This window comes from Corynebacterium antarcticum, assembly GCF_016595285.2.
Lineage (GTDB): Bacteria > Actinomycetota > Actinomycetes > Mycobacteriales > Mycobacteriaceae > Corynebacterium > Corynebacterium antarcticum.
In genome coordinates this window covers 376,359-398,568 of the sequence record NZ_JAENIP020000001.1, presented here as the reverse complement: position 1 = coordinate 398,568, position 22,210 = coordinate 376,359, and the positions used below count along the sequence as shown (strand labels likewise).

Annotated in this window: 19 protein-coding genes; 15 read left to right on the top strand and 4 right to left on the bottom strand. The window is 67.3% G+C overall.

The window, feature by feature from the left end:
- Positions 1–185: 185 nt before the first annotated feature.
- The 6 genes from cobA (at position 186) to JIM95_RS01745 (ending at position 6,266) form a co-directional block, all read left to right on the top strand.
- A complete protein-coding gene (cobA, locus tag JIM95_RS01770; protein ID WP_200257125.1) occupies positions 186–947 on the top strand; it encodes a uroporphyrinogen-III C-methyltransferase in 762 nt (253 codons plus the stop codon).
- The gene (locus JIM95_RS01765; RefSeq protein WP_323373203.1) at positions 944–2,449 is read left to right on the top strand and encodes an MFS transporter; all 1,506 of its coding nucleotides are present in this window, start codon (positions 944–946) and stop codon (positions 2,447–2,449) included. The genes cobA and JIM95_RS01765 overlap by 4 nt, the downstream gene beginning before the upstream one ends.
- Before the next feature lie 181 nt (positions 2,450–2,630).
- Positions 2,631–3,827, top strand: a complete 1,197-nt coding sequence (locus JIM95_RS01760; RefSeq protein WP_200257127.1) for a sensor histidine kinase — start codon at positions 2,631–2,633, stop codon at positions 3,825–3,827.
- Complete coding sequence (locus JIM95_RS01755; protein ID WP_200257129.1) at positions 3,824–4,519, top strand: response regulator; 696 nt, start codon at positions 3,824–3,826, stop codon at positions 4,517–4,519. Before JIM95_RS01760 ends, JIM95_RS01755 begins: the two co-directional genes overlap by 4 nt.
- A 62-nt stretch (positions 4,520–4,581) precedes the next feature.
- The gene (locus tag JIM95_RS01750; protein ID WP_200257131.1) at positions 4,582–5,481 is read left to right on the top strand and encodes an ABC transporter ATP-binding protein; all 900 of its coding nucleotides are present in this window, start codon (positions 4,582–4,584) and stop codon (positions 5,479–5,481) included.
- Between the two features lie 2 nt (positions 5,482–5,483).
- Positions 5,484–6,266, top strand: coding sequence for a hypothetical protein (locus tag JIM95_RS01745; RefSeq protein WP_200257133.1), 783 nt, complete (start codon positions 5,484–5,486; stop codon positions 6,264–6,266).
- 131 nt (positions 6,267–6,397) lie between these two features.
- Here the strand turns inward: JIM95_RS01745 and JIM95_RS01740 are convergent, their stop codons facing one another.
- The 3 genes from JIM95_RS01740 to yaaA form a co-directional block, all read right to left on the bottom strand.
- A complete protein-coding gene (locus JIM95_RS01740; protein WP_200257135.1) occupies positions 6,398–7,798 on the bottom strand; it encodes a sugar porter family MFS transporter in 1,401 nt (466 codons plus the stop codon).
- A gap of 185 nt (positions 7,799–7,983) precedes the next feature.
- Positions 7,984–8,955, bottom strand: a complete 972-nt coding sequence (locus JIM95_RS01735) for an ROK family protein (RefSeq protein ID WP_200257136.1) — start codon at positions 8,953–8,955, stop codon at positions 7,984–7,986.
- 386 nt (positions 8,956–9,341) lie between these two features.
- Positions 9,342–10,094 (bottom strand): peroxide stress protein YaaA, encoded by a 753-nt coding sequence (gene yaaA / locus JIM95_RS01730; protein ID WP_200257137.1) that lies wholly within the window; start codon positions 10,092–10,094, stop codon positions 9,342–9,344.
- A 45-nt stretch (positions 10,095–10,139) separates the two neighbouring features.
- On the opposite strand from yaaA, the gene JIM95_RS01725 reads away from it, so the two are divergent.
- Positions 10,140–11,891 carry a proline--tRNA ligase gene (locus JIM95_RS01725; RefSeq protein ID WP_200257138.1) on the top strand — a complete coding sequence of 584 codons (1,752 nt, stop codon included), beginning with the start codon at positions 10,140–10,142 and terminating at the stop codon, positions 11,889–11,891.
- Between the two features lie 179 nt (positions 11,892–12,070).
- Entirely contained in the window at positions 12,071–12,853 is a 783-nt protein-coding gene (nagB, locus tag JIM95_RS01720; RefSeq protein ID WP_200257139.1) for a glucosamine-6-phosphate deaminase, read from the top strand.
- A gap of 16 nt (positions 12,854–12,869) precedes the next feature.
- Here nagB and JIM95_RS11460 read toward each other — a convergent pair whose 3' ends face one another.
- Complete coding sequence (locus JIM95_RS11460) at positions 12,870–13,805, bottom strand: DUF4439 domain-containing protein (protein WP_200257140.1); 936 nt, start codon at positions 13,803–13,805, stop codon at positions 12,870–12,872.
- Between the two features lie 50 nt (positions 13,806–13,855).
- Here JIM95_RS11460 and rimP point away from each other — a divergent pair, with 50 nt between their 5' ends.
- From rimP to JIM95_RS01680, 7 genes are all read left to right on the top strand, one after another.
- Entirely contained in the window at positions 13,856–14,431 is a 576-nt protein-coding gene (gene rimP / locus JIM95_RS01710; RefSeq protein WP_200257141.1) for a ribosome maturation factor RimP, read from the top strand.
- On the top strand, positions 14,428–15,438 hold the full coding sequence (gene nusA, locus JIM95_RS01705; RefSeq protein ID WP_200257142.1) for a transcription termination factor NusA: 1,011 nt from the start codon (positions 14,428–14,430) through the stop codon (positions 15,436–15,438). Before rimP ends, nusA begins: the two co-directional genes overlap by 4 nt.
- Positions 15,439–15,839: 401 nt before the next feature.
- Positions 15,840–16,184 (top strand): YlxR family protein, encoded by a 345-nt coding sequence (locus tag JIM95_RS01700; RefSeq protein ID WP_200257143.1) that lies wholly within the window; start codon positions 15,840–15,842, stop codon positions 16,182–16,184.
- Positions 16,185–16,310: 126 nt separating this feature from the next.
- A complete protein-coding gene (gene infB, locus JIM95_RS01695) occupies positions 16,311–19,139 on the top strand; it encodes a translation initiation factor IF-2 (protein WP_200257144.1) in 2,829 nt (942 codons plus the stop codon).
- Positions 19,140–19,424: 285 nt separating this feature from the next.
- Positions 19,425–19,859 (top strand): 30S ribosome-binding factor RbfA, encoded by a 435-nt coding sequence (rbfA, locus tag JIM95_RS01690; protein WP_200257145.1) that lies wholly within the window; start codon positions 19,425–19,427, stop codon positions 19,857–19,859.
- Positions 19,860–19,863: 4 nt separating this feature from the next.
- Complete coding sequence (locus JIM95_RS01685; protein WP_248702928.1) at positions 19,864–20,853, top strand: DHH family phosphoesterase; 990 nt, start codon at positions 19,864–19,866, stop codon at positions 20,851–20,853.
- The gene (locus JIM95_RS01680; protein WP_200257146.1) at positions 20,850–22,208 is read left to right on the top strand and encodes an MATE family efflux transporter; all 1,359 of its coding nucleotides are present in this window, start codon (positions 20,850–20,852) and stop codon (positions 22,206–22,208) included. Before JIM95_RS01685 ends, JIM95_RS01680 begins: the two co-directional genes overlap by 4 nt.
- Positions 22,209–22,210: the final 2 nt, after the last annotated feature.

Here is a 22,210-nt window from a genome sequence, read left to right as displayed (position 1 = left end):
TTCAGGGCGGACTGGTGGGAACTGTCCTCCAGTGTGCGCGGATCAGATGCGTGTGGAATCGGAAAACCGGACAGAAACGGACAGTTCGTTTAGTCATTTGACGAATCAAACGTTCGGTTGGGTGCTCTCCACCGACCGGACTCCAACCCAGGTGGGCCTGAATCGAACGACTACACTCGACATCTATGAGTTCACCCACCAGCACCGGTACCGGACAGCCCTCATCCGGCCACGTCACCCTCATCGGCGGCGGGCCGGGCGCCCACGACCTCATCACCGTCCGGGGAATGAACCGCCTCCGGGCCGCCGATGTCATCGTCGCCGACCATCTCGGACCGACCGACCAGCTGGACCAGCTCTGCGATCTCACAGGCAAGGAGGTCATCGACGCATCCAAGCTGCCCTACGGCAGACAGATGGCGCAGGAGAAGATCAATGAACTGCTGATCACCCATGCCCGCGCCGGGCGCGCCGTCGCCCGACTCAAGGGTGGGGATCCCTACGTCTTCGGCCGTGGATTCGAGGAACTCGTGGCCTGCCGCGAGGCAGGAATCGAGTGCGAGGTCGTCCCCGGGGTGACCAGTGCGGTGTCTGTGCCCGCCGCCGCCGACGTCCCGGTCACGCAGCGCGGCGTCGTGCACTCCTTCACCGTCATCTCCGGACATGTGCCACCCGGGCACCCCAAATCACTCGTCGACTACGACGCCCTGGCCCGCACCGGCGGAACCCTCGTCGTGATCATGGGGGTGAAGAACTCACCGGCCATCGCGACCGCCCTCATCGCCGCCGGGCGCAGCCCGGAGACCCCGGTGGCCGTGATCCAGGAGGGCACCACGGACCGGGAGAGAAGCTTCCGTGGTGTCCTCGGTGACCTCGGTACCCTGATCACCACCAACGGGGTGACCCCACCCGCCGTCATCGTCATCGGAGAGGTGGCGGGTCTGTGACCGCCCGCGGAACCGGGCCCGGCGCCCGGGAGATCACCCCACCGGTGGCCGCCTCCGCACTCGGCTTGCCGCTCGCGGTGCTCTCGGCGTTGCAGCTGATGGTGGTTCTCGACGGCACGGTGGTCAACCTCGCGCTCGCGCGTATCCAGATCGAGCTTGGCCTCACGGACAACCTCCGATCCTGGGTCGTGACGTCCTACGCCCTGGCCTACGGCGGCCTGCTCCTGCTCGGTGGTCGGCTCGGCGACACCTTCGGCCGGAAGCGGGTGTTCCTGACCGGTGTCGGGTTGTTCACCCTCGCCTCCCTGGCCTGCGGTCTGTCGACCACACCGGTGATCCTGCTCGCCGCGCGGGTCATCCAGGGGATCGGTGCGGCCATTGCGTCACCCACCGCGATGGCGCTCATCGTGGTCACCTTCGCCCCGGGCAAAGCGCGGAACCAGGCGTTCTCCGTGTTCGCGATGATGACGGGCCTGGGCAGTGTCCTCGGCCTCGTCGCCGGCGGCGCTCTCACCGAAGCGAGCTGGCGGTGGATCTTCCTCATCAACGTCCCCATCGGGTTGCTGATCCTCGCCGTCGGTGTGAAGGTGCTCGCCCGCACACCCGCATTCGAGCGGATCCGGCTCGACGTCCGGGGTGCGATCCTCGCCACCGGCGCGTCCACCCTCCTGGTGTTCGGCCTCGCGGAGGGCGGCACCGGGTACTCGCCCGTCGTCATCGGCGCCCTGATCCTCGGCGCAGCCACCCTCGTCACGTTCTTCCTCTCCCAGCGTCGGGTCCCCAACCCGGTGCTGCCGCTGCACATGTTCGGCGATCGCTCCCGCGCCGTTGTGTTCATCTGTCTGCTGCTCGTCGGCGCTCTCATGATGGCGATGACCGTGCAGGTCGCGCTGTTCGTCCAGGAGGTCGTCGGCTACGGCCCGCTCCAGGCGGGACTGGCGTTCATTCCCTTCGCCTTCGCGCTCGGGGCGGGAAGCTGGATCGCCGGGCTCGTCGTGGAGCGGACCGCGCCCCGGTTCATCATCGCCGCGGGCGGACTCATCCTCGTCGCGGGATTCGTGTTCGGCTCCACGCTAGGTGTGGACACCACCTACATCCCTGACCTCCTTCTGCCGATCCTCGTCATCGGGTTCGGTATCGGTGTCGTGCTCATCCCGCTGACCCTGTCCGTCGTCGCAGGCGTCAAACCCATGGATGTCGGGCCGCTGACCGCCACGTCGCTGGTGTCGCAGACCCTCGGTGGCCCCCTCGGGCTCGCCGCGGTGACCGCATTCGCGGAATACCGTGCCAGGTCGGTTCTCGGTTCCACCTTCGACCGGATCGACCGGGCGGCCCTCGATGACACGGCGCGTGCCGCGCTCGGAACGGGGTACACCTCATCACTGCTGATCTGCGCCGGTCTGGCGATCGCGGTCGTGGTGATATCCCTGGTGTTCGTGCGTTTCACCCCGGAGCAGATCCGCGAGGGCCGCGAAGCGGAGAAGGCCAGCACGCTCGGCTAGCGCGGTGCATCGACCGCACCGTGGGCGCCCGGTACGCCGGTGGGGATTCGCCGGAATGAAGCCCCTCCGAGGATGGATCGTGGACCCGGCAGGCGACTGAGAGCGCCCCTGCTTCCGGTCCGATCCACAAGTCATCCCTGAGGCTGATTTCCTCCCGCCCGCGGGGTCCTACGATTGGCGGGTGGACCTGCACCCGATCCGAGAGACCTGCCCGATGCCGCCACCCGTCACCTGTTCCGGAGCCACCGCCGCGCTTCTGGAGCGTGTCCGCACCGCCGTCGGCGGGACGGGTCACGCGTTCTGCTACGTGTTCTGCGCGTCCGGGGTCATCCTCCTGGACGCCGGTGGGCACACCGACACACTCTCCTCGGTCCTCTATCTCATCATCGCCTGCGTGTTGCTCGTCGCGCCTGGGTACCCGGCGGTCGCCGTCGGGACCACGGGCATCGTGTTGTCGGCGATCCTGTTTCGCGGTCTACCCGGCGGACCGGGCGCCGGCGCGGTGATCGTGGCGTATTGTGCGTTCCTCACCGCCGCGCGCATCACATCGCGTGTCCGCTTCGTGTACCTCGGCGCGATGCTGCTCGGCGCCACCGTGGCCCTGTTGGTGCTGTGGAACATCTCTCTCCTCCCCGAAGGAGACAGATGGCCGGTGGTGATGCTGGTGGCGGGCCTCTTCTCCTCGTGGACCTGGGTGGCGTTCTTCTGGTTGCTCGGTGATATCGCGCGCCGCAGACGGCGCGATCTCGAGGCGCTCCGCCAGCGCGCGGAACTCGCCGGTGTGGTGGAACGAACGCGCATCGCCCGCGAGATGCACGACATCGTGGCGCACTCCCTGGCCGCGGTCACCTCACTGGCCGACGGTGCCAGGTTCGCGGCGCGCAAGGATCCTCAGGTGGCGGTGCACACCCTGGAGCTGATCGCGGAGACCTCCAGGGAGTCACTGGTTCAGATGCGGGGCCTGCTGAGCGTCCTGCGGGAGGATGAGGGACGTTCAGAGACCGCCCCACCCGGTACCGCGGACATCCCCGGCCTGATCGCGGATGCACGGCGAAGCGGATTGGCGCTGCGTGCAGAGGGGCTGGAAAAGATCCCGACGGACCTGTCCCAGCTGTCGCAGATGACGCTGTACCGGCTGGTCCAGGAGATGCTGACGAACATGCTCCGGCACGGCGACGGCACCGGGGAACTCGCCGCGACCGACACGGGCAGGGCCGTCACCGTCACCGCGACCAACCCGACCGGTCAGACGGGGAATCCCGGGGGAAGCGGCTTCGGCATCACCGGGATGAGGGAACGTCTGAGAGCGGTCGGTGGGCAGCTGGATGTCGTGGACACGGGTGCACGGTTCGTGGTGACGGCGACGGTGCCGAGATGATCCGGGTCGGAATCGTCGACGACCAGCCCCTGGTGCGTGCGGGTTTCGCCATGCTCATCGGCAGCCAGGACGACATGGAGGTCGTCTGGCAGGCGGGCGACGGTGATGAGATCCCCGAAGGGGAATCGAGTGCCGACATCATCCTGATGGATGTCCAGATGGCCCGGACCGGTGGTATTCCGGCGACCAGGCGTGTGCTCTCGAGTGACCGCCATGTCCGCGTCATCATGCTCACCACCTTCGACGATGAGCGCTTCGTCAGCGGTGCGATCGCCGCCGGAGCGTCCGGGTTCCTGTTGAAGGACGCCCAGCCGGAGGAGCTTCTCGACGCCGTGCGCACCGTGCACTCCGGGGCTGCGGTCCTCGCACCGTCGGTGACCGCGGAGCTGCTTGAACGACTGAGGGCACCCGGGCAGACGGGTGTGGATGCGGTCGAAGAGCAGATCCCGGCTCCGGTTCCCCTCATTGACCCGCTCACCCCGCGGGAGACCGAGATTCTGCGACTGGTCGCACTGGGCTACAACAACGACGAGATCGCCGCCCGCGAGTTCGTGTCCATGGCCACGGTGAAGACCCACATCCGGCACATTCTCGCGAAGACGGGATCCCGGGACAGGGTTCACGCGGTTCTCTACGCCTACCGGACCGGCCTGGTGGGTCGCGCGGAGCTGCTCGCTCATCCCGGGGGCTGATTTCCCGGGGATCACCTCGGCGGAGGACGTGGGGACCTCACCCGACGCGGGATCGTGGAGACATGATCACAGTCACCTCACTGACCAGAAGATACGGCGGTACGCCCGCCGTCGACGATCTCTCCTTCACCATGCCCGACGGGCAGGTCACGGGTTTCCTCGGCCCCAATGGCGCCGGAAAATCGACCACCATGCGCATGATCTGCGGACTCGAACGCCCGGATGCGGGCACCGCCTTCATCGATGGGCGTCGCTTCACCGCGCTGCCCGCACCGGCCCGCGTCATCGGCGCGCTGCTCGACGCCTCCTGGTTCCACCCGGGACGCAGCGGACGGGCACATCTGCGCATGATGGCGCGGGCGGGCGGTATCGACGCCGATCGTGTCGATACCGTGCTCGACCGCGTCGGCCTGTACTCCGTCGCGCACAGGAGGGTCGGCGGATACAGTCTCGGCATGCGGCAGCGGCTCGGTCTCGCGTGCGCGCTGCTCGGCGACCCCGGACATGTCATCCTCGACGAACCCGTCAATGGCCTGGACCCGGAGGGGGTGATCTGGATGCGCCGGATGACCCGGCAGCTCGCGGAGGAGGGACGCGGCGTGCTGGTGTCCTCGCACCTGCTCTCCGAGATGTCGGTGACCACGGACCGCCTCGTGATCATCGGACGGGGAAGACTCATCGCCGAGGGGCCGCTGTCGGACTTCGTCGGGGATGCGGTGCACGAGATCAGGTGCACCGATACGGACGCCGCCGTCCGGATCCTCGCCGAGCACGACATCACCGCCGACCGTGCGCCAGACGGGTTGATCACCGTCAATGCGGAGACCACGACCACTGAACGCATCGCCCGGCTGTGCCAGGGGGCGGGAATCGTGATCACACACCTGGCCTCCCGGGAGCAGTCCCTCGAAGACGTCTTCCTCACCGCGACAGCCGACACCACCACCTACAGGAGCGCCTGATCATGACCGCCTCAATCTCAGATTTCCCGACCACCGGAACATACCGGCGTCCCGGGTACGGAGGAATTCTCGCCGCCGTCATCACCGAACTGACCTCGGTGCGCAGCCACCTGGTCTTCCTCGCAGCCGTGATACTGGTGATTCCGGCATTCGCGGTCGGGATACGGCTCGCCGGAGGCGACGAGCCAGTGACACTCCGCGACCTCACGGTCGGCACCGATCTGTCGTTCCTCATCGCGGGCTTCGCCGCCGCGGCGATCATCGGGGGCACCTACCGGCACCACTCCATCGCCTGGATGTGGATGATGGACAACAGGAGGGGCCGGGTTACCGCCCTCCGTGTCGGGGTCGTCCTGATCGGTGCTCTCGCAGGGCTAGCCCTGGGGCTGGTGCTCGCCTGCGGTGCCGTTCTCCTCATCGGCGACACGTTGCCCGCCGATATCCCGGGTGAGCAGCTCCGGGAGTTCCGGTTCGACCTGATCAAGTTCGTCACCGCGGTTGTCCTCGCCGCGCTTCTCGCCGTGATCACCCGTTCCACGGTTCTCGCATCCCTGATCTTCGCCGCCGATGTCTTCGTCATCGAGGCGATGGTCTACGCGCTGCCCGTCCAGGCGCTCAAGGACGTCGGATGGGTACTGCCCTTCCTCTCGGGACAGATAGCCAACGGAAGCTCCATCCCGGGTTTCACGGCTACGCCGCTCCAGGGCGGTGTCGCGTTGGCCTGCTGGGTGGTCGTTCTGGGGGCTATCGCGTGGTGGTCCGACACCAGACGCGCGATCCGCTGACCGGAGCCGGTACCGGGAGGCCGGGGTCCTCCCGGGCACCGGCGAAACGAAGCCCGGTCACCGCGTGGAGTGCACGGGTGACCGGGCTTCAGAATCAGGAATTCCGGTTCAGATGGAGGTGTTCGGGACGATCAGGCCTTGACCGGACCGTCCCACTTCGCACCGTTCTCCCAGTAGCTCTGGATGTCCTCCAGCTTGCGGCCCTTCGTTTCGGGGGCGTAGCGGAACACCGCGATGAAGGCGACGAAGGCCAGTACACCGAAGATCCCGAAGACTCCGGCACCACCGACCGCCTCCAGCAGCGACGGGAAGAGCTGTGCGACGATCGCGTTGGCGATCAGGTCAGCGGTCAGCACCAGTGACGCACCGAGGGCGCGGTAACGGGTGGGGAACAGTTCGCCCGCGTAGACCCAGACGATGGCACCGAAGCCACCGGTGAAGCCCATCGTGAACAGGACGATACCGATGAATCCGAGGACCAGGAACGCGGTCGAGGAGTCCGCGCTCATGCGGTAGACCAGAACCAGCAGGATGTCGGCGAAGATCATGGTGCCGATGCCGCTGAGCAGGACCTTCCGGCGACCGAAGGAGTCGATGACGACCATGGAGACGAGGACGGCGGCCAGTCCGAAGGTCTGCACCACAGCGGGGAGGAGGAGCTGTTGGGCGGTTCCGTGGAAGCCCATCTGCTCGAAGATCCGGGGTGCGTAGTAGATGGTGGCGTTGATGCCGGTGATCTGGATGAAGAAGCCGAGGGCGATGGCGAAGATCGTGGCCCGGGAGATCGGTCCACGGAACATCTCGCCCAGACGTTTGAGGTCGTTTCCGCCACGGTTCTGGTTGACGGATTCGGATATGGACCGGAGCTCCTCCTCGGCTTCCTCCGGGGGATTGATGTTCAGCAGGACCGCCCGTGCTTCCGAGACCCGTCCCTTCAGGACGAGCCACTGCGGGGTCTCACTGATCTTCAACAGTGCGACGAACACGATGGCGGCCGGGATCGCGGCGGCGCCGAGCATCCAGCGCCAGCTCTCGAAGAAGGACAGGCCCCAGCCGACGAGATATCCGACGATGATACCGAGGACCGTGGTCACCTGGTAGGCGGTCAGGAGACCGCCACGGATCCTGTTGGGGGAGGATTCCGCGATGAACACGGGAACGACGGTGATCGACAGGCCGATGGTCAGGCCGAGCAGTGCTCGGAGGAACACCAGGATGCCGGCGGTGGGGGCGAAGGCGCTCGCCACGGAGAACACCACGTATCCGGCTGCGACGATGAGCATCGTCTTCTTTCGGCCGATGGCGTTCGCGAGCGGGCCGCCGGCGACGGCTCCGAAGATCTGACCGATGACGACTGCGGTGGCCATGGTCGCCTGTCCGGTGGTGTCCAGACCGAAGTCTTTCTCGAGGTACAGCAGCGCGGCGGCGATGTTGGAGATGTCGTAGCCGTAGGTGATTCCGAGGGCCGCCGCGGTGAGCGCGATGGCGCGCCCGACCGGGGGAGCGGACTTGAGATCACTGATGAAGGACATGACTGGCCTTTCAGGGTTCGTTTGCGGGTAACCGCAGGAAGAAGTGGTGGGTGAAGCTTGATCAGGCTGACGGCGATTGAAGAGCGCACGGGCATCGAATCCGGGTGGAGTCCGGCGTCGATGAACTCATCCGCCCACTGTCACCGGTTGAAGCGCCCGTTTCAGGGATCGGGGCGGGCGGTTTTCTAGGGGGATGGGTGGGTACCCGTGTCGGCTGCCCTCGGACGGATCTCGCACCCGGAGGAATCGAAAGCCCTCAGCGCGGCGCCCCTGACCTGCGCATCTATGCCTAGCTTCGCGGATTCTATGCGCCCCGGTGCCGGGACCACCCCGAGGTATCTGGTCAACGCCTCCCGGATGGGGGCGAGCAGTTTCTCACCGCGGGCGACCATGCCGCCGCTGATGACGATCGGGATTGGGCCGAGGGTCGCGACGACCGGAGCGAGGAACCTGCCGAGTGTCTCGCAGGCGAAGTCCGTGATTTCGGTCGCCCTGCCGTCGCCCTGGTCCACAAGTTCGAAGACCTCCCGCGAGCCGGAGCCCTCGGGGACGAGACCGAGACTGGCACCCCGCCGTCCGATACCGGCGGCGGAGCACACGTGCTCGAGCGGCACGAGGTCACCGTCGTACCCGGGTACGAGTACCTGGCCGATCTCACCGGCCCACTGCCAGGTGGTGGTGGGCTGATGGCCGCTGATCACGACCGAGGAGATGCCGGTTCCGATGGCGAGGAAGAAGAAATCGGGATAGGCCACGCCCCACCGGGATTCGGCGAAGGCACCACTGCGCACATCGTGTCCGAGAGTCACGGGACGGCGCAGGGCCTCCTCGAGCATCCCGGCGATGGGTTCGTTGCGCCAGCCGAGATTGGCCGAGAACACCGAGATACCGCGAACCTCGTCGATGATTCCCGGGATGTTGACGCCGACCGTGTCGACGAGGTCGACCCCGTTCGACCGTGCCCATCCCGTCAGTTCGGTCGCGGCTCCGGCGGCGGTGTCGGCGAGGCGCCGAGGGTCGGTGGGGGTCGGGATGTTGAGCTGATGGTGTGTGTCACCGGAGGGATCGACGACCGCGGCCTTGATCGCGGTGCCCCCGACATCGATTCCCAGTGCCCATGGTGTTCTTGTGTTCTCTTCGCGGGTTGTTGCTGACATTGTGGCTCCCGGGGTTGGGCTGAATCTATCTGCTGATTTCTGTGTGCCCATGTTGTCCCCGGCCACCGCAGCACATTCCGGGCGGCCGCCTGTTGATCATCCCGAAGAACATCAGGGCCAAGCGCAAGAGTATTACCAACTGATTCCCTCTGGTGGTCATGCAGCGGAATTAAGGCCCTAGAACGGGGGTGGAGGTGGCGGTGAGCTGTGAAAACAGTGAATGTGAAGCATGGTGTGCTGATCGGTGGCTGTGATGGGCCGGGCGAATTGTTTGATTCTGCTGTGGTGCCACTGAACGGTCGTTCGGATGGCACGGGTCGCTCTGGGTGGGATGGGCGGATAGTTCTTGCACCCTGGGCGGGTGGTTGCGTGATCGGCGGGGGCGGTCACACGACCAGCGTGAGAGACGATCTTCCGGTGACCTCGACGGTGAGCCCGGTGGTCCCGGCAACGTCCGCGACCTCGTCTATGCCGGTGCCGGGTCCGAGGTCGTGCCCGGTCAGTGCGAGTGACCGGGCGAGGATCCCCTTGTAGTGCTTGTTGAAATGGCTGACCACCTTCCGGGTTCCGTCCTCCCGCAGGGACTCCACACGGACGGTGATGGCCCCCGGTTGGGGGCCGAGGGCGAGATATGCGCCGGAACGCAGATCCACGACCGGCCCCTCTACCGGGGCCACACCCTTGAGGGCCGCGGTGATGCCTCCTCCCCACCGGGCCTTCATCGTCGGTGCTTTGGCGGTTCCGGGATCCGGGATCTTCGAGCCGGCCGAGAGCCGGTACCGGGGAATCGGGTCCGTGGCCCGGACGATCCCGAAGAGTGCCGATCCGACGGCGAGCCGGGACAGGGCGGCGGCATCCAGGGTGTCGGCGTCGAGAGCGTCGTAGAGCACGCCGGTGTACCGCCGGATCGCGGGCATTGTCGGAGAGGTCCACAGCCGCCGGTTCGCGGCGATCTCACCACCCAGCTTCTCGCTGATCTTCAGGACCTCGCGCATCGTCGCATCATCGAGCGCGAGCAGTGCCTCGGCGATCTCGTGGCGGACGGGGTTGAGCTCGGGGAACGACAGACGATCGAGGTCGAGTGGGGCGCCGTCGCCGCCGTCAGCCTTGGTCTCGGAAGGGGGCAGCACAATGAGCATGGTCACCACCCTAACCCGCGGGACCGGGCGGGTATATTGGCGCTCATGATCACACGCATGTCCACTCTGTTCCTGCGCACTCTGCGCGACGACCCGGCCGAGGCCGAGGTCCCCAGCCACAAGCTCCTGGTCCGTGCCGGGTACATCCGACGCGCGGCTCCCGGTGTGTACTCCTGGCTCCCGCTCGGCCTGCGCACGCTCCGGAAGATCGAGGGCATCGTCCGCGAGGAGATGGAGAACATCGGCGGGCAGGAGATCTGTCTGCCCGCGCTGCTTCCCCGCGAACCCTACGAGCAGACCGGTCGCTGGACCGAGTACGGGGACAACCTGTTCCGGCTCAAGGACCGCAAGGGCGGTGACTACCTGCTCGGACCGACGCACGAGGAGATGTTCACCGGACTGGTCAAGGACATGTACTCCTCCTACAAGGATTTCCCCGCGGTCCTCTTCCAGATCCAGACGAAGTACCGCGACGAGGAGCGCCCGCGTGCGGGAATCCTCCGCGGGCGCGAGTTCACCATGAAGGACTCCTACTCCTTCGACATGGATGACGCGGGACTGGACGCCGCCTACCGGAGGCACCGCCAGGCGTACATCAACTCCTTCGACCGCATGGGCATCGAGTACGTCATCTGCGCCGCCACGTCGGGCGCCATGGGGGGATCGGCCTCCGAGGAGTTCCTCGCAGTCTGCGAGAACGGTGAGGACACCTTCGTCCGCGCCACGGAGGGCGACTACGCGGCGAACGCGGAAGCCGTGATCACTCCGCCGGCCGAGGAGAAGCCCATCGACGCTCAGCCCGCCGCACTGGAATACGACAGCCCCGCCTGCGAGACCATCGACAAGCTGGTCGACTGGGCCAACGGCGCGGGAATCAAGGTCGACGGACGCGAGGTCACCGCCGCGGACACCCTGAAGTGCATCGTGGTGAAGATCACCCGCCCCGGTGAGGAGGCCGAACTGACCGGCATCCTTGTGCCGGGTGACCGCGAGGTCGACATGAAGCGGCTCGAGGCGTCCGTCGAGCCGGCCGCCGTGGAACTCGCCTCGGACAAGGATTTCGCCACTACGCCGTTCCTGGTCAAGGGGTACGTCGGCCCGCGTGGACTGGCCGCCAACGACGTGCCGATTCTCGCCGACCCACGGGTCGTCTCCGGGACGTCCTGGATCACGGGTGCCGACGCCGAGGGGCGCCACGTGGTCAACTGTGTCGCCGGCCGGGACTTCACCCCGGACGGTCACATCGAGGCCGCCGAGATCCGCGAGGGGGACCCCGCACCGGACGGCCAGGGCACACTGCGGCTCGCCCGGGGCATCGAGATCGGCCACATCTTCCAGCTCGGGCGGAAGTACTCCGAGGCCCTGGAGCTGCAGATCCTGGATGAGAACGGCAAGCGTTCCGTACCCACCATGGGATCCTACGGAATCGGCGTCTCCCGGCTGGTCGCGGTCATCGCCGAGCAGCGTTACGACGACAAGGGCCTGAACTGGCCGGTGTCGGTCGCCCCGTACCAGGTGCACGTAGTCGTGGCGAACAAGAACGCCGAGGCCGCCGAGGCCGCCGAGAAGCTCGCGGGTGAGCTCTCGGATTCCGGCATCGAGGTGCTCTTCGACGACCGCCCGAAGGTGAGCCCCGGTGTGAAGTTCAAGGACTCCGAGCTGCTGGGCATGCCGTTCGTCGTCGTGCTCGGCCGCAGCTTCGCCGACGGCGTCGTGGAACTGCGGATCCGGGAGACCGGTGAGATCCGGGAGGTTCCCGTGGCTGACATTCTCGATGAAGTCAGGAATCTTGTCTGACAACTAGAGAGCTGGCGGGGCTCAACCTGAAAAAACGGCGGAAGAATCTCTCTTCCGCCGTTTTCCTGTCTGACACGCGGGCACTAGTGTTGAATTGAAGAGTGTCGCCACTGGGCGGCTCTTCCCACCGGTCTCCGACCGGTGATCAGGATCCCCGAGGAGAAAGGACGGCCCCCGCCATGGAGGTCATCATCCAGCCTGACGCCGAGTCCGTCGCGCGCGTCGCCGCCGACGTTTTCACCGACTACGCCCGTCGTGATTCCGCCACCCTGGGGCTGGCCACCGGCTCCACGCCGCTGGCCATGTACGGGGAACTCATCCGCAGGCACCGCGATGAAGGCCTGAGCTTCGCGCACTGTCGTGCCTTCCTCCTCGACGAGTACGTCGGACTGCCCCGTACCCACGAACAGAGCTACTACCGTTTCATCAGGGACAACTTCACCTCGCACATCGACATCCCCGACGGGGACGTCCACAGCCCCGACGGACTGGCCGATGATCCGACAGCGGCGGGTCTCGCCTACGACCGGGCGATTGCGGACGCCGGCGGAGTGGACGTCCAGCTTCTCGGGATCGGTACCGACGGACACATCGGGTTCAATGAGCCCGGTTCATCCCTCCGCTCACGGACCCGGTTGAAGACCCTCCATCCGCAGACGATCGCGGACAACGCCCGGTTCTTCGGTGACGACGAGAGCTTGGTCCCGCACCACGTACTCACCCAGGGGCTGGGGACCATCAGCGATGCGGGCCATCTGCTCCTGCTGGCCACCGGATCGGGCAAGGCCGACGCCGTGGCGGCGACGGTCGAGGGGCCGGTCTCCGCCCTGTGCCCGGCATCGATCCTCCAGTTCCACCGGCACGCGACCGTCATCGTCGATGAGGAGGCCGCGAGTGGACTGACCAACGCGGAGTACTACCGCTACGCGTTCGACAACAAACCCGACTGGCAGCGGATCTGACGGGTCCCGGGACCCGTCACCCGAGATCGAACAGGCCCTCAGCGGCGGGATCCGTTCCCGCAGCCGCCAGGACCGGTACCGACCGCAGCGCCGCGGTTGAACCCGCGAGGATGCACCACACGCGCCAGGCCGGCTGTTCAGCGGTCGCGGCGTCCGCCTGCCACATGAGTACGGAGTCGGTCTCGATGCGGACAGCTGTCGCGAGAGCGGACCCCGCATCGGCGGGGGCCCGGTCCTCAGGCATCCCGTAGCCGGCCGCAGGCAGGGGCAGGCGGGACTCCGGGATTCCGGACAACAGTTCCCGCAGCTGCGTCGCCAGTTCCCGGTGCCCCTCCACCGACCTTCCGATTGATGCCGCCACCTCGGTATCGGCCCACGACTGCGCGACCTCGAGGCCGTAGATCGCCGAGTACTGCCACTCCAAGGCCTTCAGAGCCGCTTCCAGGTCTGCCGGATCCGGTTCGAACTCCGCTTCGCCGACGAGATCTCCGACGGTCGACGACTCCGGCTCGGGCGTCGTCCCGGTGAGCACGGCGAGTTCGCCGTGCATGCGGGCCAGCTTCAGCACTGACTCCCGCGGCGCGGAGGCCGCTTCACGGGCGATCTGCTCCGCGGACTCAGGGAGAACGTCCGCGGATCCGGTTCCGGTCGGCACCGTTGCACCCGTAGCGGTGGGTACCGTGCAGGAATCGGGGACCGTCCCGTCCTCCAGGACGCCGCACAGCCGCCGGATCTCGGCGTCAAGGGCCTCTGCATGCCGTTCCCGTACCTCCGCACCCCGGGGGTCTGAACCGGAGAGCTCCGCCGCGTCCGCGTGCGCGTCGGCGGAGAGCGAGAACAGCGCCGGGTCGGCTTCCGGTTCCGGACTGATCGCACAGGCGGTGAGGACCCCGGCGAGAAACAGCGCGGTGACGGGGGTGATCGTGGTGCTGCGGAGGCTACGGCGTTTCACGGCGCATAAGTGTACCCGGGCGGGGGGCCGGGCACGGTAGGGTTGGCCGCATGGCATTTCCAACTGAACAGACCCTGACCGATCTGGTCGCGCCCGTCGCGGAGGCACACGCTCTCGATGTCGAGAGGGTCCGCGTGAATCGGGCCGGATCGAAGTCCTCCGTCACGGTCGCCCTCGACGGCGACGAGCGCCCCGATCTTGAACTCCTGGAGGACGTCTCCCGGGAGATCTCCGACGCGTTCGACGCTGCAGAGGAACGCGGCGATGTCGAGTTCGGGGGGCAGGGCTACACGCTCGAGGTTGGAACACCTGGCGTCGACCACCCGCTGACCCATCCCCGGCACTGGCGCCGGAACCGTGGCCGCCTCGTCGCACTCACCAGGGACGGACAGACCGAGTTCGGGAGGGTCGGGGCGCTCGACGAGGCCGGTGACTCGGTCATCTTCATCCGCAGGCCGGAGAAGGGGCGCAGGGACGTCCGGATCGACGTCCTGCCGCTCGCGGAGATTGGAACCGGTACGACCGCGGTGGTAGAAATTGAATTCTCACAACCGCCGGCGGCAGAAGCCGCACTGGCGGATCTCAGTTACGGAGACGCGCTGACCAAGCGGGAGGAAGACAAGTGAATATTGATGTTGCGGCACTGAGGAGCATCGAGAAGGAACGCGGTATCAGCGTCAACGACATGCTGACCACGATCGGCCGGGCGCTTCTGCAGGCGTATCACGCGCACACCGGGGAGACCGCCGGAGAGAACACCCGGGCCCGGATCGACATCGACCCGGCCACCGGGTCCGTCGCCGTCATCGTCACCGAGTTCGACGATGAGGGAACGGTCGTCTCCGAGTTCGACGACACGCCGAACAACTTCGCCAGGGTGTCCGCCGGAGCCGTGCGCGAGGCGATCATCCGCCGTATGCGGGAAGCGGAGAACGAACGCGCCTTCGGGGAGTACGCGGAGTTCGAGGGAAAGGTCATCAGCGGTATCGTGCAGGCCGACGCGCGGGCGAACGAGCGCGGGATCGTCGTCGTGCGCCTCGGTACCGAGGTGGACGGTCAGGACGGTGTCCTGCTGCCGGCGGAGCAGATTCCGGGGGAGAAGCTGAAGCACGGTGACCGGGTGAAGTGCTACATCGTCGGGGTCACGAAAGGACAGCGGAACCTGCAGATCAACCTCTCTCGCACCCATCCTGAACTGGTCCGGCGCCTGTTCGAGCTGGAGGTGCCGGAGGTCGCCGACGGTTCGGTCGAGATCACCGGAATCGCCCGCGAGGCCGGGCACCGCTCCAAGATCGCCGTCCGCGCGACCGTCAGGGGGCTCAACGCCAAGGGTGCCTGCATCGGGCCGCGCGGCCAGCGGGTCTCCAACGTGATGGGTGAACTGGCCGGCGAGAAGCTCGACATCATCGACTACTCCGAGGATCCCGCCGAGTTCGTCGGAAACGCCCTCGCACCGTCGAAGGTCGTCCGCGTCGAGGTGATCGACCCCGAGATGCAGGTCGCCCGGGTCACCGTGCCGGACTACCAGCTCTCGCTGGCCATCGGCAAGGAGGGGCAGAACGCGCGTCTCGCGGCCCGCCTCACCGGCTGGAAGATCGACATCCACTCGGACGCGGACACCGACGGACGCTGACAGGACGAACGCTGGCAGACGGTCCGTCCGACCACCCGCGGTGAACCACATCGGTGTCGTTCAGCGGGCTCCGTTCCGCTGATCCCGCCGGCCTCCCTCGTCACGGGGTGAGCCGGCGGGTTCACATTTGCGGGGGTTTTCGCGTAGGCTTGTACAAGGCCCGTGCCGACGAATGCGCATGACCTCGGGATTTCCCGGCCGCACCTGTCTCCTTCGGGGACTCGGCGGCCTGTGGTTCCCTGGACATGCCATCGTCACCATCGGAGAATCATCATCCGAGGGAAGCTCGAGGCGACATCAACGTAGGCCGCGGTAGATGACTGGCTCCCCGTGGGGCGCCGGTCACCTGCACGGCACACCGCCGGGACACACCGGCGGTGACGAGTGCAACGAGGAGACGAATGCGGGTGACCGGAAGCAGTGCCCAGGCACCGACCGGCATTCGCGTACGCACCTGTATAGCGACCCGTGACCGTAAAGCGGACACGCAGCTGCTGCGGATAGTCGTCGACCCTTCCCGATCCGATCGCCTCATTCCTGATCCGGCCCGCCGGAAACCGGGACGGGGCGCCTGGCTCACCCCGAGCCTGGAGGCACTGGAGCTGGCAGAGAAGAGGCGCGCGTTCAACCGCGCGCTGCGGGTGTCCACCCCCGTGGACACCGAGGCGGTGCGAACCTGGTTACGGGAACGCTCCGCTGAACCACCTACCCCAGGAAAGACACGAACACTGATGAGCACACGATGAAGCATCAGCGATGAACGTCACACGCTACATCTTCAGGCGCTCGGAGAACCCGGCAGCCTGCTGATCTGAAGAACGCGCGGTCCGCCGGCCTTCGATCCGCCTGGAGCTAAACCTACAAGGAGAGAAGTGCCCGGAAAGCTACGTGTACATGAGCTCGCTAAGAAGCTCGGTATTACAAGCAAGGAACTGCTTGCCTCGCTCAAAGAGCAGGGTGAGTTCGTCAAGACAGCATCCTCGACCGTCGAATCACCGGTCGTGAAGAAGATGCAGGCCTACTACGCCGAGAAGGGGATAGGCGTCGAGAAGGACGGTGGTGGCAAGCCCGCCGCCGCCACCGAGACCTCCACCGGATCCAAGCCCGGTGCGAAGCCCGGTCCCGCGCCGAAGCCCGCCGCCAAGCCCGCAGCGGACAAGCCGGCCGAACCGAAGTCTGTGCCGACGCCGGCCGAAGCCGTCGGCAAGGTGGACGAGGAGGCCCCGGCGGCAAAGAAGTCCTCTGTGCCGACGCCGGCCGATGCTGCCCCCGCGGCAGCCGGGCCCACTCCGGCCTCGGCCGCCCCGAAGAAGAGCGAACCGGAGAAGCCCAAGTCCGAGGGACGCGCCCCGATGCCGCGTCCCATGGCGAAGCCCGGCCCCAAGCCCGGTGCACGTGCACCGCGTGTCGCCAACAACCCCTTCTCCACCGGTACCGAGCGCACCCAGCCCCGCCCCGGAGGCGGCCCGCGTCCCGGTGGTCCGCGTCCCGGTGGTGCGCAGGGCGGACGCCCGGGCGCCGCAGGCCCGCGTCCGGGTGGTGGACCCCGTCCCGGTGGTCCGCGTCCCGGTGGTGCCCAGGGCGGACGCCCCGGTACCGGATCCTCTCCCGAGCGTCAGGGCGGCGGACGCCGTCCCACTCCCGCGATGATGCCGGAACGCCCGAGCCCCGGTGCGATGCCGCAGAAGTCCGCCGGTGGCGGACGCTCCGGTGGCCGCGGTCCCGGTGGTCCCGGCGGCTTCGGTCGCGGCGGCGGTGGTCGCGGCGGACGGCGCGGTGGTACCGCGGGTGCCTTCGGACGTCCCGGTGGAGCTCCGCGTCGCGGACGCAAGTCCAAGCGCCAGAAGCGCAACGAGTACGAGGCGATGCAGGCCCCGAACGTCGTCAGCGGCGTTCGCCTGCCGGACGGTCGCGGCGCCAAGCTGCGCCTCGCCCGCGGTGCCTCGCTCGCGGATTTCGCGGACAAGATCGACACCGATGCGTCGAGCCTGGTCCAGGTCCTGTTCAATCTCGGCGAGATGGTCACCGCGACCCAGTCCGTGTCGGACGAGATCCTGGTGCTGCTCGGCGAGGAGATGAACTTCAAGATCGAGGTCGTCTCCCCCGAGGATGAGGACCGGGAGCTGCTCGAGTCCTTCGACCTGCAGTTCGGTGAGGATGAGGGCGACGAGGAAGAGCTCGCCAAGCGTCCCCCGGTGGTCACCGTCATGGGTCACGTCGACCACGGTAAGACCCGGCTGCTCGACACGATCCGGAAGACCAACGTGGGCGGTGACGAGGCCGGCGGAATCACGCAGGGCATCGGCGCCTACCAGGTGACGGTCACCCTCGAGGATCAGCCGCGAACGCTGACCCTGCTGGACACCCCCGGTCACGAGGCGTTCACCGCCATGCGTGCCCGCGGTGCCAAGGCCACCGACATCGCGATCCTCGTGGTCGCGGCCGACGACGGCGTCATGCCGCAGACGGTCGAGGCGATCAACCACGCCAAGGCCGCCGACGTCCCCGTCGTCGTCGCGGTGAACAAGATCGACAAGGAGGGTGCGTCCCCGGAGAAGATCCGCGGCCAGCTCACCGAGTACGGTCTCGTTCCCGAGGAGTACGGCGGCGACACCCAGTTCGTCGACATCTCCGCGAAGCAGGGCACGAACATCGAGGCACTCCTCGAGGCCGTGCTGTTGACCGCCGACGCCGAACTCGAACTCGTCGCCAACCCCGACATGGACGCCCAGGGTGTCGCCATCGAGGCCCACCTCGACCGTGGCCGCGGCCCCGTCGCCACCGTCATCGTCCACCGCGGTACCCTCCGCGTCGGCGACTCCATCGTGGCCGGTGACGCCCACGGTCGTGTCCGTCGCATGGTCGACGAGTACGGCAACGACGTCGAGGAGGCCGGCCCGTCGAGGCCGGTCCAGGTGCAGGGACTCAACGCCGTCTGCGGCGCCGGGGACAACCTGCTCGTGGTCGAGGACGACCGCATCGCCCGACAGATCGCCGACAAGCGGGCCGCCCGCAAGCGCAACGCGCTCGCCGCGCGGAGCCGCAAGCGCGTCTCGCTCGAGGATCTGGATGCGGTGCTCAAGGAGACCTCGACCCTCAACCTCATCCTCAAGGGCGACAACGCCGGCTCCGTCGAGGCGCTGGAGGAGGCCCTCCTCAAGATCGAGGTCGACGACGAGGTCCAGCTGAACATCATCGACCGTGGCGTCGGTGCAATCACGCAGACCAACGTCTCGCTGGCCGCCGCCTCCGACGCGGTGATCATCGGCTTCAACGTCCGCGCCGAAGGCAAGGCCACGGAAGAGGCGAACACCGAAGGTGTCGAGATCCGCTACTACTCGGTCATCTACCGGGTCATCGAGGAGATCGAGCAGGCCCTGAAGGGCATGCTGAAGCCGGTCTACGAGGAGAAGGAGATCGGCCGAGCCGAGATCCGCGCGCTGTTCAAGGCATCCGCTGTCGGCCTCATCGCCGGTTGCATGGTCGAATCGGGCAAGGTCCGCCGCAACGCGTCGGTCCGGCTCATCCGCGACGGCAACGTCGTCGCCGAGAAGGCCACGATCGTCTCACTGCGCCGCGAGAAGGACGACGCCACCGAGGTGTCCGCAGGCTACGAGTGCGGCATGGTGCTGTCCTACCCGGACATCTCCGTCGGTGACATCGTCGAGGCCTACGAGCAGGTCGAGGTCCCCCGCGACTAGTCGGTTGACACTCCTGAAGAGACACCCCGGCACGGGAAGCACCCCGTGCCGGGGTGTCTTCCGTTCGTCGTCCCCGCCTGCTCCCGACAGCTGCCTGCGGGTGTCCCGCACGCGGCCCCGTCGGATCGGCGGTCGAATCGACAGCGTGGGGTCGGCAACGGAGACGTCCGCCCGGGCGGGTAGGATCGGGCACCGTACATCCGCCGGACCGGGCTCTCACAGTGATGCCCGTCCGGTGACCCCCGGGACGTTACGCGTCCCTTGAAACCGTGAGGAGTCCCGACCATGGTCGACCACGCCCGCGCCGCCCGCATGGCCAAGCGCATCCAGATGATCGTCGCGACCGCGATCGAGAACGAGATCAACGACCGGAAGCTGGAACTGATCACGATCACGGACTGCAAGGTGACCGGGGACCTGCACGAGGCGACCGTCTACTACACCGTTCGCGGCGCGACCATCGACGAGGAACCGGATGTCCCCACGGCGGCGGAGGCTCTCAAGCGCCACCGGGGTCAGCTCCGCAAGATCGTCGGTGACGATCTCGGGGTCCGGTTCACACCGACCCTCGTCTTCGCGCACGACACCGTGCCGCAGGCCGCCAGCCACATGGAACAGCTGCTCGCCAAGGCCCGGGCGCGCGACGAGGAACTGGCGAAACTCCGCGAGAACGCGAAGCCCGTGGGCGACGAGAATCCGTACCGCACCGAGGAGAGCTGATACCGTGGCGGACCCGTTCTTCACAGCCGCCGAGGAACTGATCGATCCGGGGACGGTCTCCACCGCGGTCGTCGTCGGCCACATCCGGCCCGACGCCGACGCGATCGGGAGCGTGTACGCCACCGTCGCGGTGCTCCGGCGGCGCGGTATCGACGCACGTGGTGTCATCGGCCAGGTCGAACCCATCGCCTCCAATCTCCGCACCATCCCGGGATGTGACGACATTCAGCTGGTGGATCGGCTTCCCGCCGCGGATCTCGTGGTGACGGTGGACTGCGGTGACCTCGGACGCACCGGTACCTGCGCGGAGGGTATCCGCGGTCATGACCGGGTGCTCGTCATCGACCACCACTCATCGAACGAGGGCTTCGGGACCGTCGACGTCATCGACCCGACAGCGGAATCGACGACGGCCATCCTCCACCGGTGGTTCACCCGGTCCGGGGACAGGATCGACCGGGACGTGGCGCACGCCCTCTACGCGGGTCTGGTCACGGATACCGGGAGTTTCCGCTGGGGAGGCCCCGCGATGCATCTCATGGCGGCTGACCTGATTGAACGAGGTGTCGACACGCGGGCCGTCGCCGTTGACCTCATGGACGCGACCACACCGGATTCCCTGAGGATCATCGGCAGAGTTCTGGCCGGTGTGGAGACCCACCCCGACGGCCCGGGTCTGACGGTCCTCACCGCCGACCACGCCACCATCACGGAAACGAATCCCGAGACGATCGAATCGCTCACCGAGTTCATCCGTGCCACCGGGCAGGGGGTGGGGGTGCTGCTCAAGGAGAATCAGCCCGGCATCTGGTCCGTCTCACTGCGCTCCACGGACCACGACGTCGCCTCAGTGGCGACGTCACTCGGTGGTGGGGGCCACCTGCTGGCCGCCGGCGCGACGGTCCGGGGAAACAGGGACACGGTCCTCGCGACGGTGCGGGAAGCGGTGGCGGGACACTCCCGGTCCCTGTCCGCGCGGGAGAACGGGGCGTGACGGAGACGCAGTCCCGGAAACTGGAGAGGGTCAGCCTGGGTCAGATTCTCGGTCTGGCGCTGCCCGCGCTCGGTGTCCTCGCCGCCACACCGCTCTATCTTCTCCTCGACACGGCGGTCGTCGGACGTCTCGGGCAACACGAACTCGCGGCACTCGGTGCGGCAACCACGATCCAGGCGATGGTCACCACACAACTGACGTTCCTCAGCTACGGAACCACCGCGCGCTCGGCCCGGCTCTACGGTGCCGGAAGGAGACCGGAGGCCGTCGGCGAGGGTGTCCAGGCGACGTGGGTGGCGCTCGCGGTCGGTGCCGTGATCGCGATGGTGATCCTCGCTGGTGCGCCGCGGCTGACCATGTGGCTCGCGGGGGACGAGGTCGTGGCCGCGGAAGCGACGATCTGGCTGAGGGTCGCGGGTGCGGGTATCCCGCTGATCCTGGTGACGATGGCGGGAAACGGGTGGCTGAGGGGGATCCAGAACACGCGGCTGCCGTTGTGGTTCACACTCGCGGGAGTGCTGCCCTCCGCGGCGCTCGTGCCTTACCTGGTCGGTCACCTCGGCATCGTCGGCTCCGCGTGGGCGAATCTCACCGGCGAATCGATCACCGCCGTTCTCTTCCTCATATGTCTCGCCCGGATGCACGGGGGAAACTGGCGCCCGGAGCCGGGGATCATGCGCAAACAGCTGGTGATGGGGCGTGATCTCATCGCCCGCTCCCTGTCCTTCCAGGTCGCGTTCATCTCCGCGGCGGCGGTGGCGGCCCGGTTCGGGGCGGCGTCTCTCGCCGCGCACCAGGTGCTGCTGCAGCTGTGGAACTTCATCTCCCTCGTCCTGGATTCCCTCGCGATCGCGGCCCAGGCCCTGACGGGCGCCGCCCTCGGAGCCGGAACCTCCGGGCTCGCGCGACGGGTGGGTACCCGGGTGACCGTGTTCTCCTGCGGTCTCGCGGCGGTACTGGCCGTGGTGTTCGCTCTCGGGCACTCCATCATCCCGGGGCTATTCACCACCGACGGTGAAACCCTCGCGACCATGGTCGGGCCGTGGTGGCTGATGGTCGGGATGATCGTCGCCGGGGGCGTGGTGTTCGCGCTCGACGGGGTCCTGCTCGGTGCCGGGGATGTCGCCTATCTGCGGAACGCGACGATCGCCTCGGTGATGGCCGGTTTCGTTCCCGGGGTCTGGCTCGCGCTGTTCACGGGAACCGGACTCACCGGAGTCTGGTGCGGACTCGCCGCCTTCATGGTGCTGCGCCTCGGGTTCGTCGCGTGGCGGTTCCGTTCGATGCGCTGGGCCCGGGGGAGTGCCCCAGCGGGCCGCGAAGAAGGGGACCGTGCCAGCACGGGTGCGGCATAATG

Bases quoted from the DNA above. Each gene is read 5' to 3' on its own strand.
- cobA (WP_200257125.1), top strand. From the start codon at position 186: ATGAGTTCACCCACCAGCACCGGTACCGGACAGCCCTCATCCGGCCAC.
- JIM95_RS01755 (WP_200257129.1), top strand. From the start codon at position 3,824: ATGATCCGGGTCGGAATCGTCGACGACCAGCCCCTGGTGCGTGCGGGT.
- JIM95_RS01750 (WP_200257131.1), top strand. From the start codon at position 4,582: ATGATCACAGTCACCTCACTGACCAGAAGATACGGCGGTACGCCCGCC.
- JIM95_RS01745 (WP_200257133.1), top strand. From the start codon at position 5,484: ATGACCGCCTCAATCTCAGATTTCCCGACCACCGGAACATACCGGCGT.
- JIM95_RS01740 (WP_200257135.1), bottom strand. From the start codon at position 7,798: ATGTCCTTCATCAGTGATCTCAAGTCCGCTCCCCCGGTCGGGCGCGCC.
- JIM95_RS01735 (WP_200257136.1), bottom strand. From the start codon at position 8,955: ATGTCAGCAACAACCCGCGAAGAGAACACAAGAACACCATGGGCACTG.
- yaaA (WP_200257137.1), bottom strand. From the start codon at position 10,094: ATGCTCATTGTGCTGCCCCCTTCCGAGACCAAGGCTGACGGCGGCGAC.
- JIM95_RS01725 (WP_200257138.1), top strand. From the start codon at position 10,140: ATGATCACACGCATGTCCACTCTGTTCCTGCGCACTCTGCGCGACGAC.
- nagB (WP_200257139.1), top strand. From the start codon at position 12,071: ATGGAGGTCATCATCCAGCCTGACGCCGAGTCCGTCGCGCGCGTCGCC.
- rimP (WP_200257141.1), top strand. From the start codon at position 13,856: ATGGCATTTCCAACTGAACAGACCCTGACCGATCTGGTCGCGCCCGTC.
- JIM95_RS01700 (WP_200257143.1), top strand. From the start codon at position 15,840: ATGCGGGTGACCGGAAGCAGTGCCCAGGCACCGACCGGCATTCGCGTA.
- rbfA (WP_200257145.1), top strand. From the start codon at position 19,425: ATGGTCGACCACGCCCGCGCCGCCCGCATGGCCAAGCGCATCCAGATG.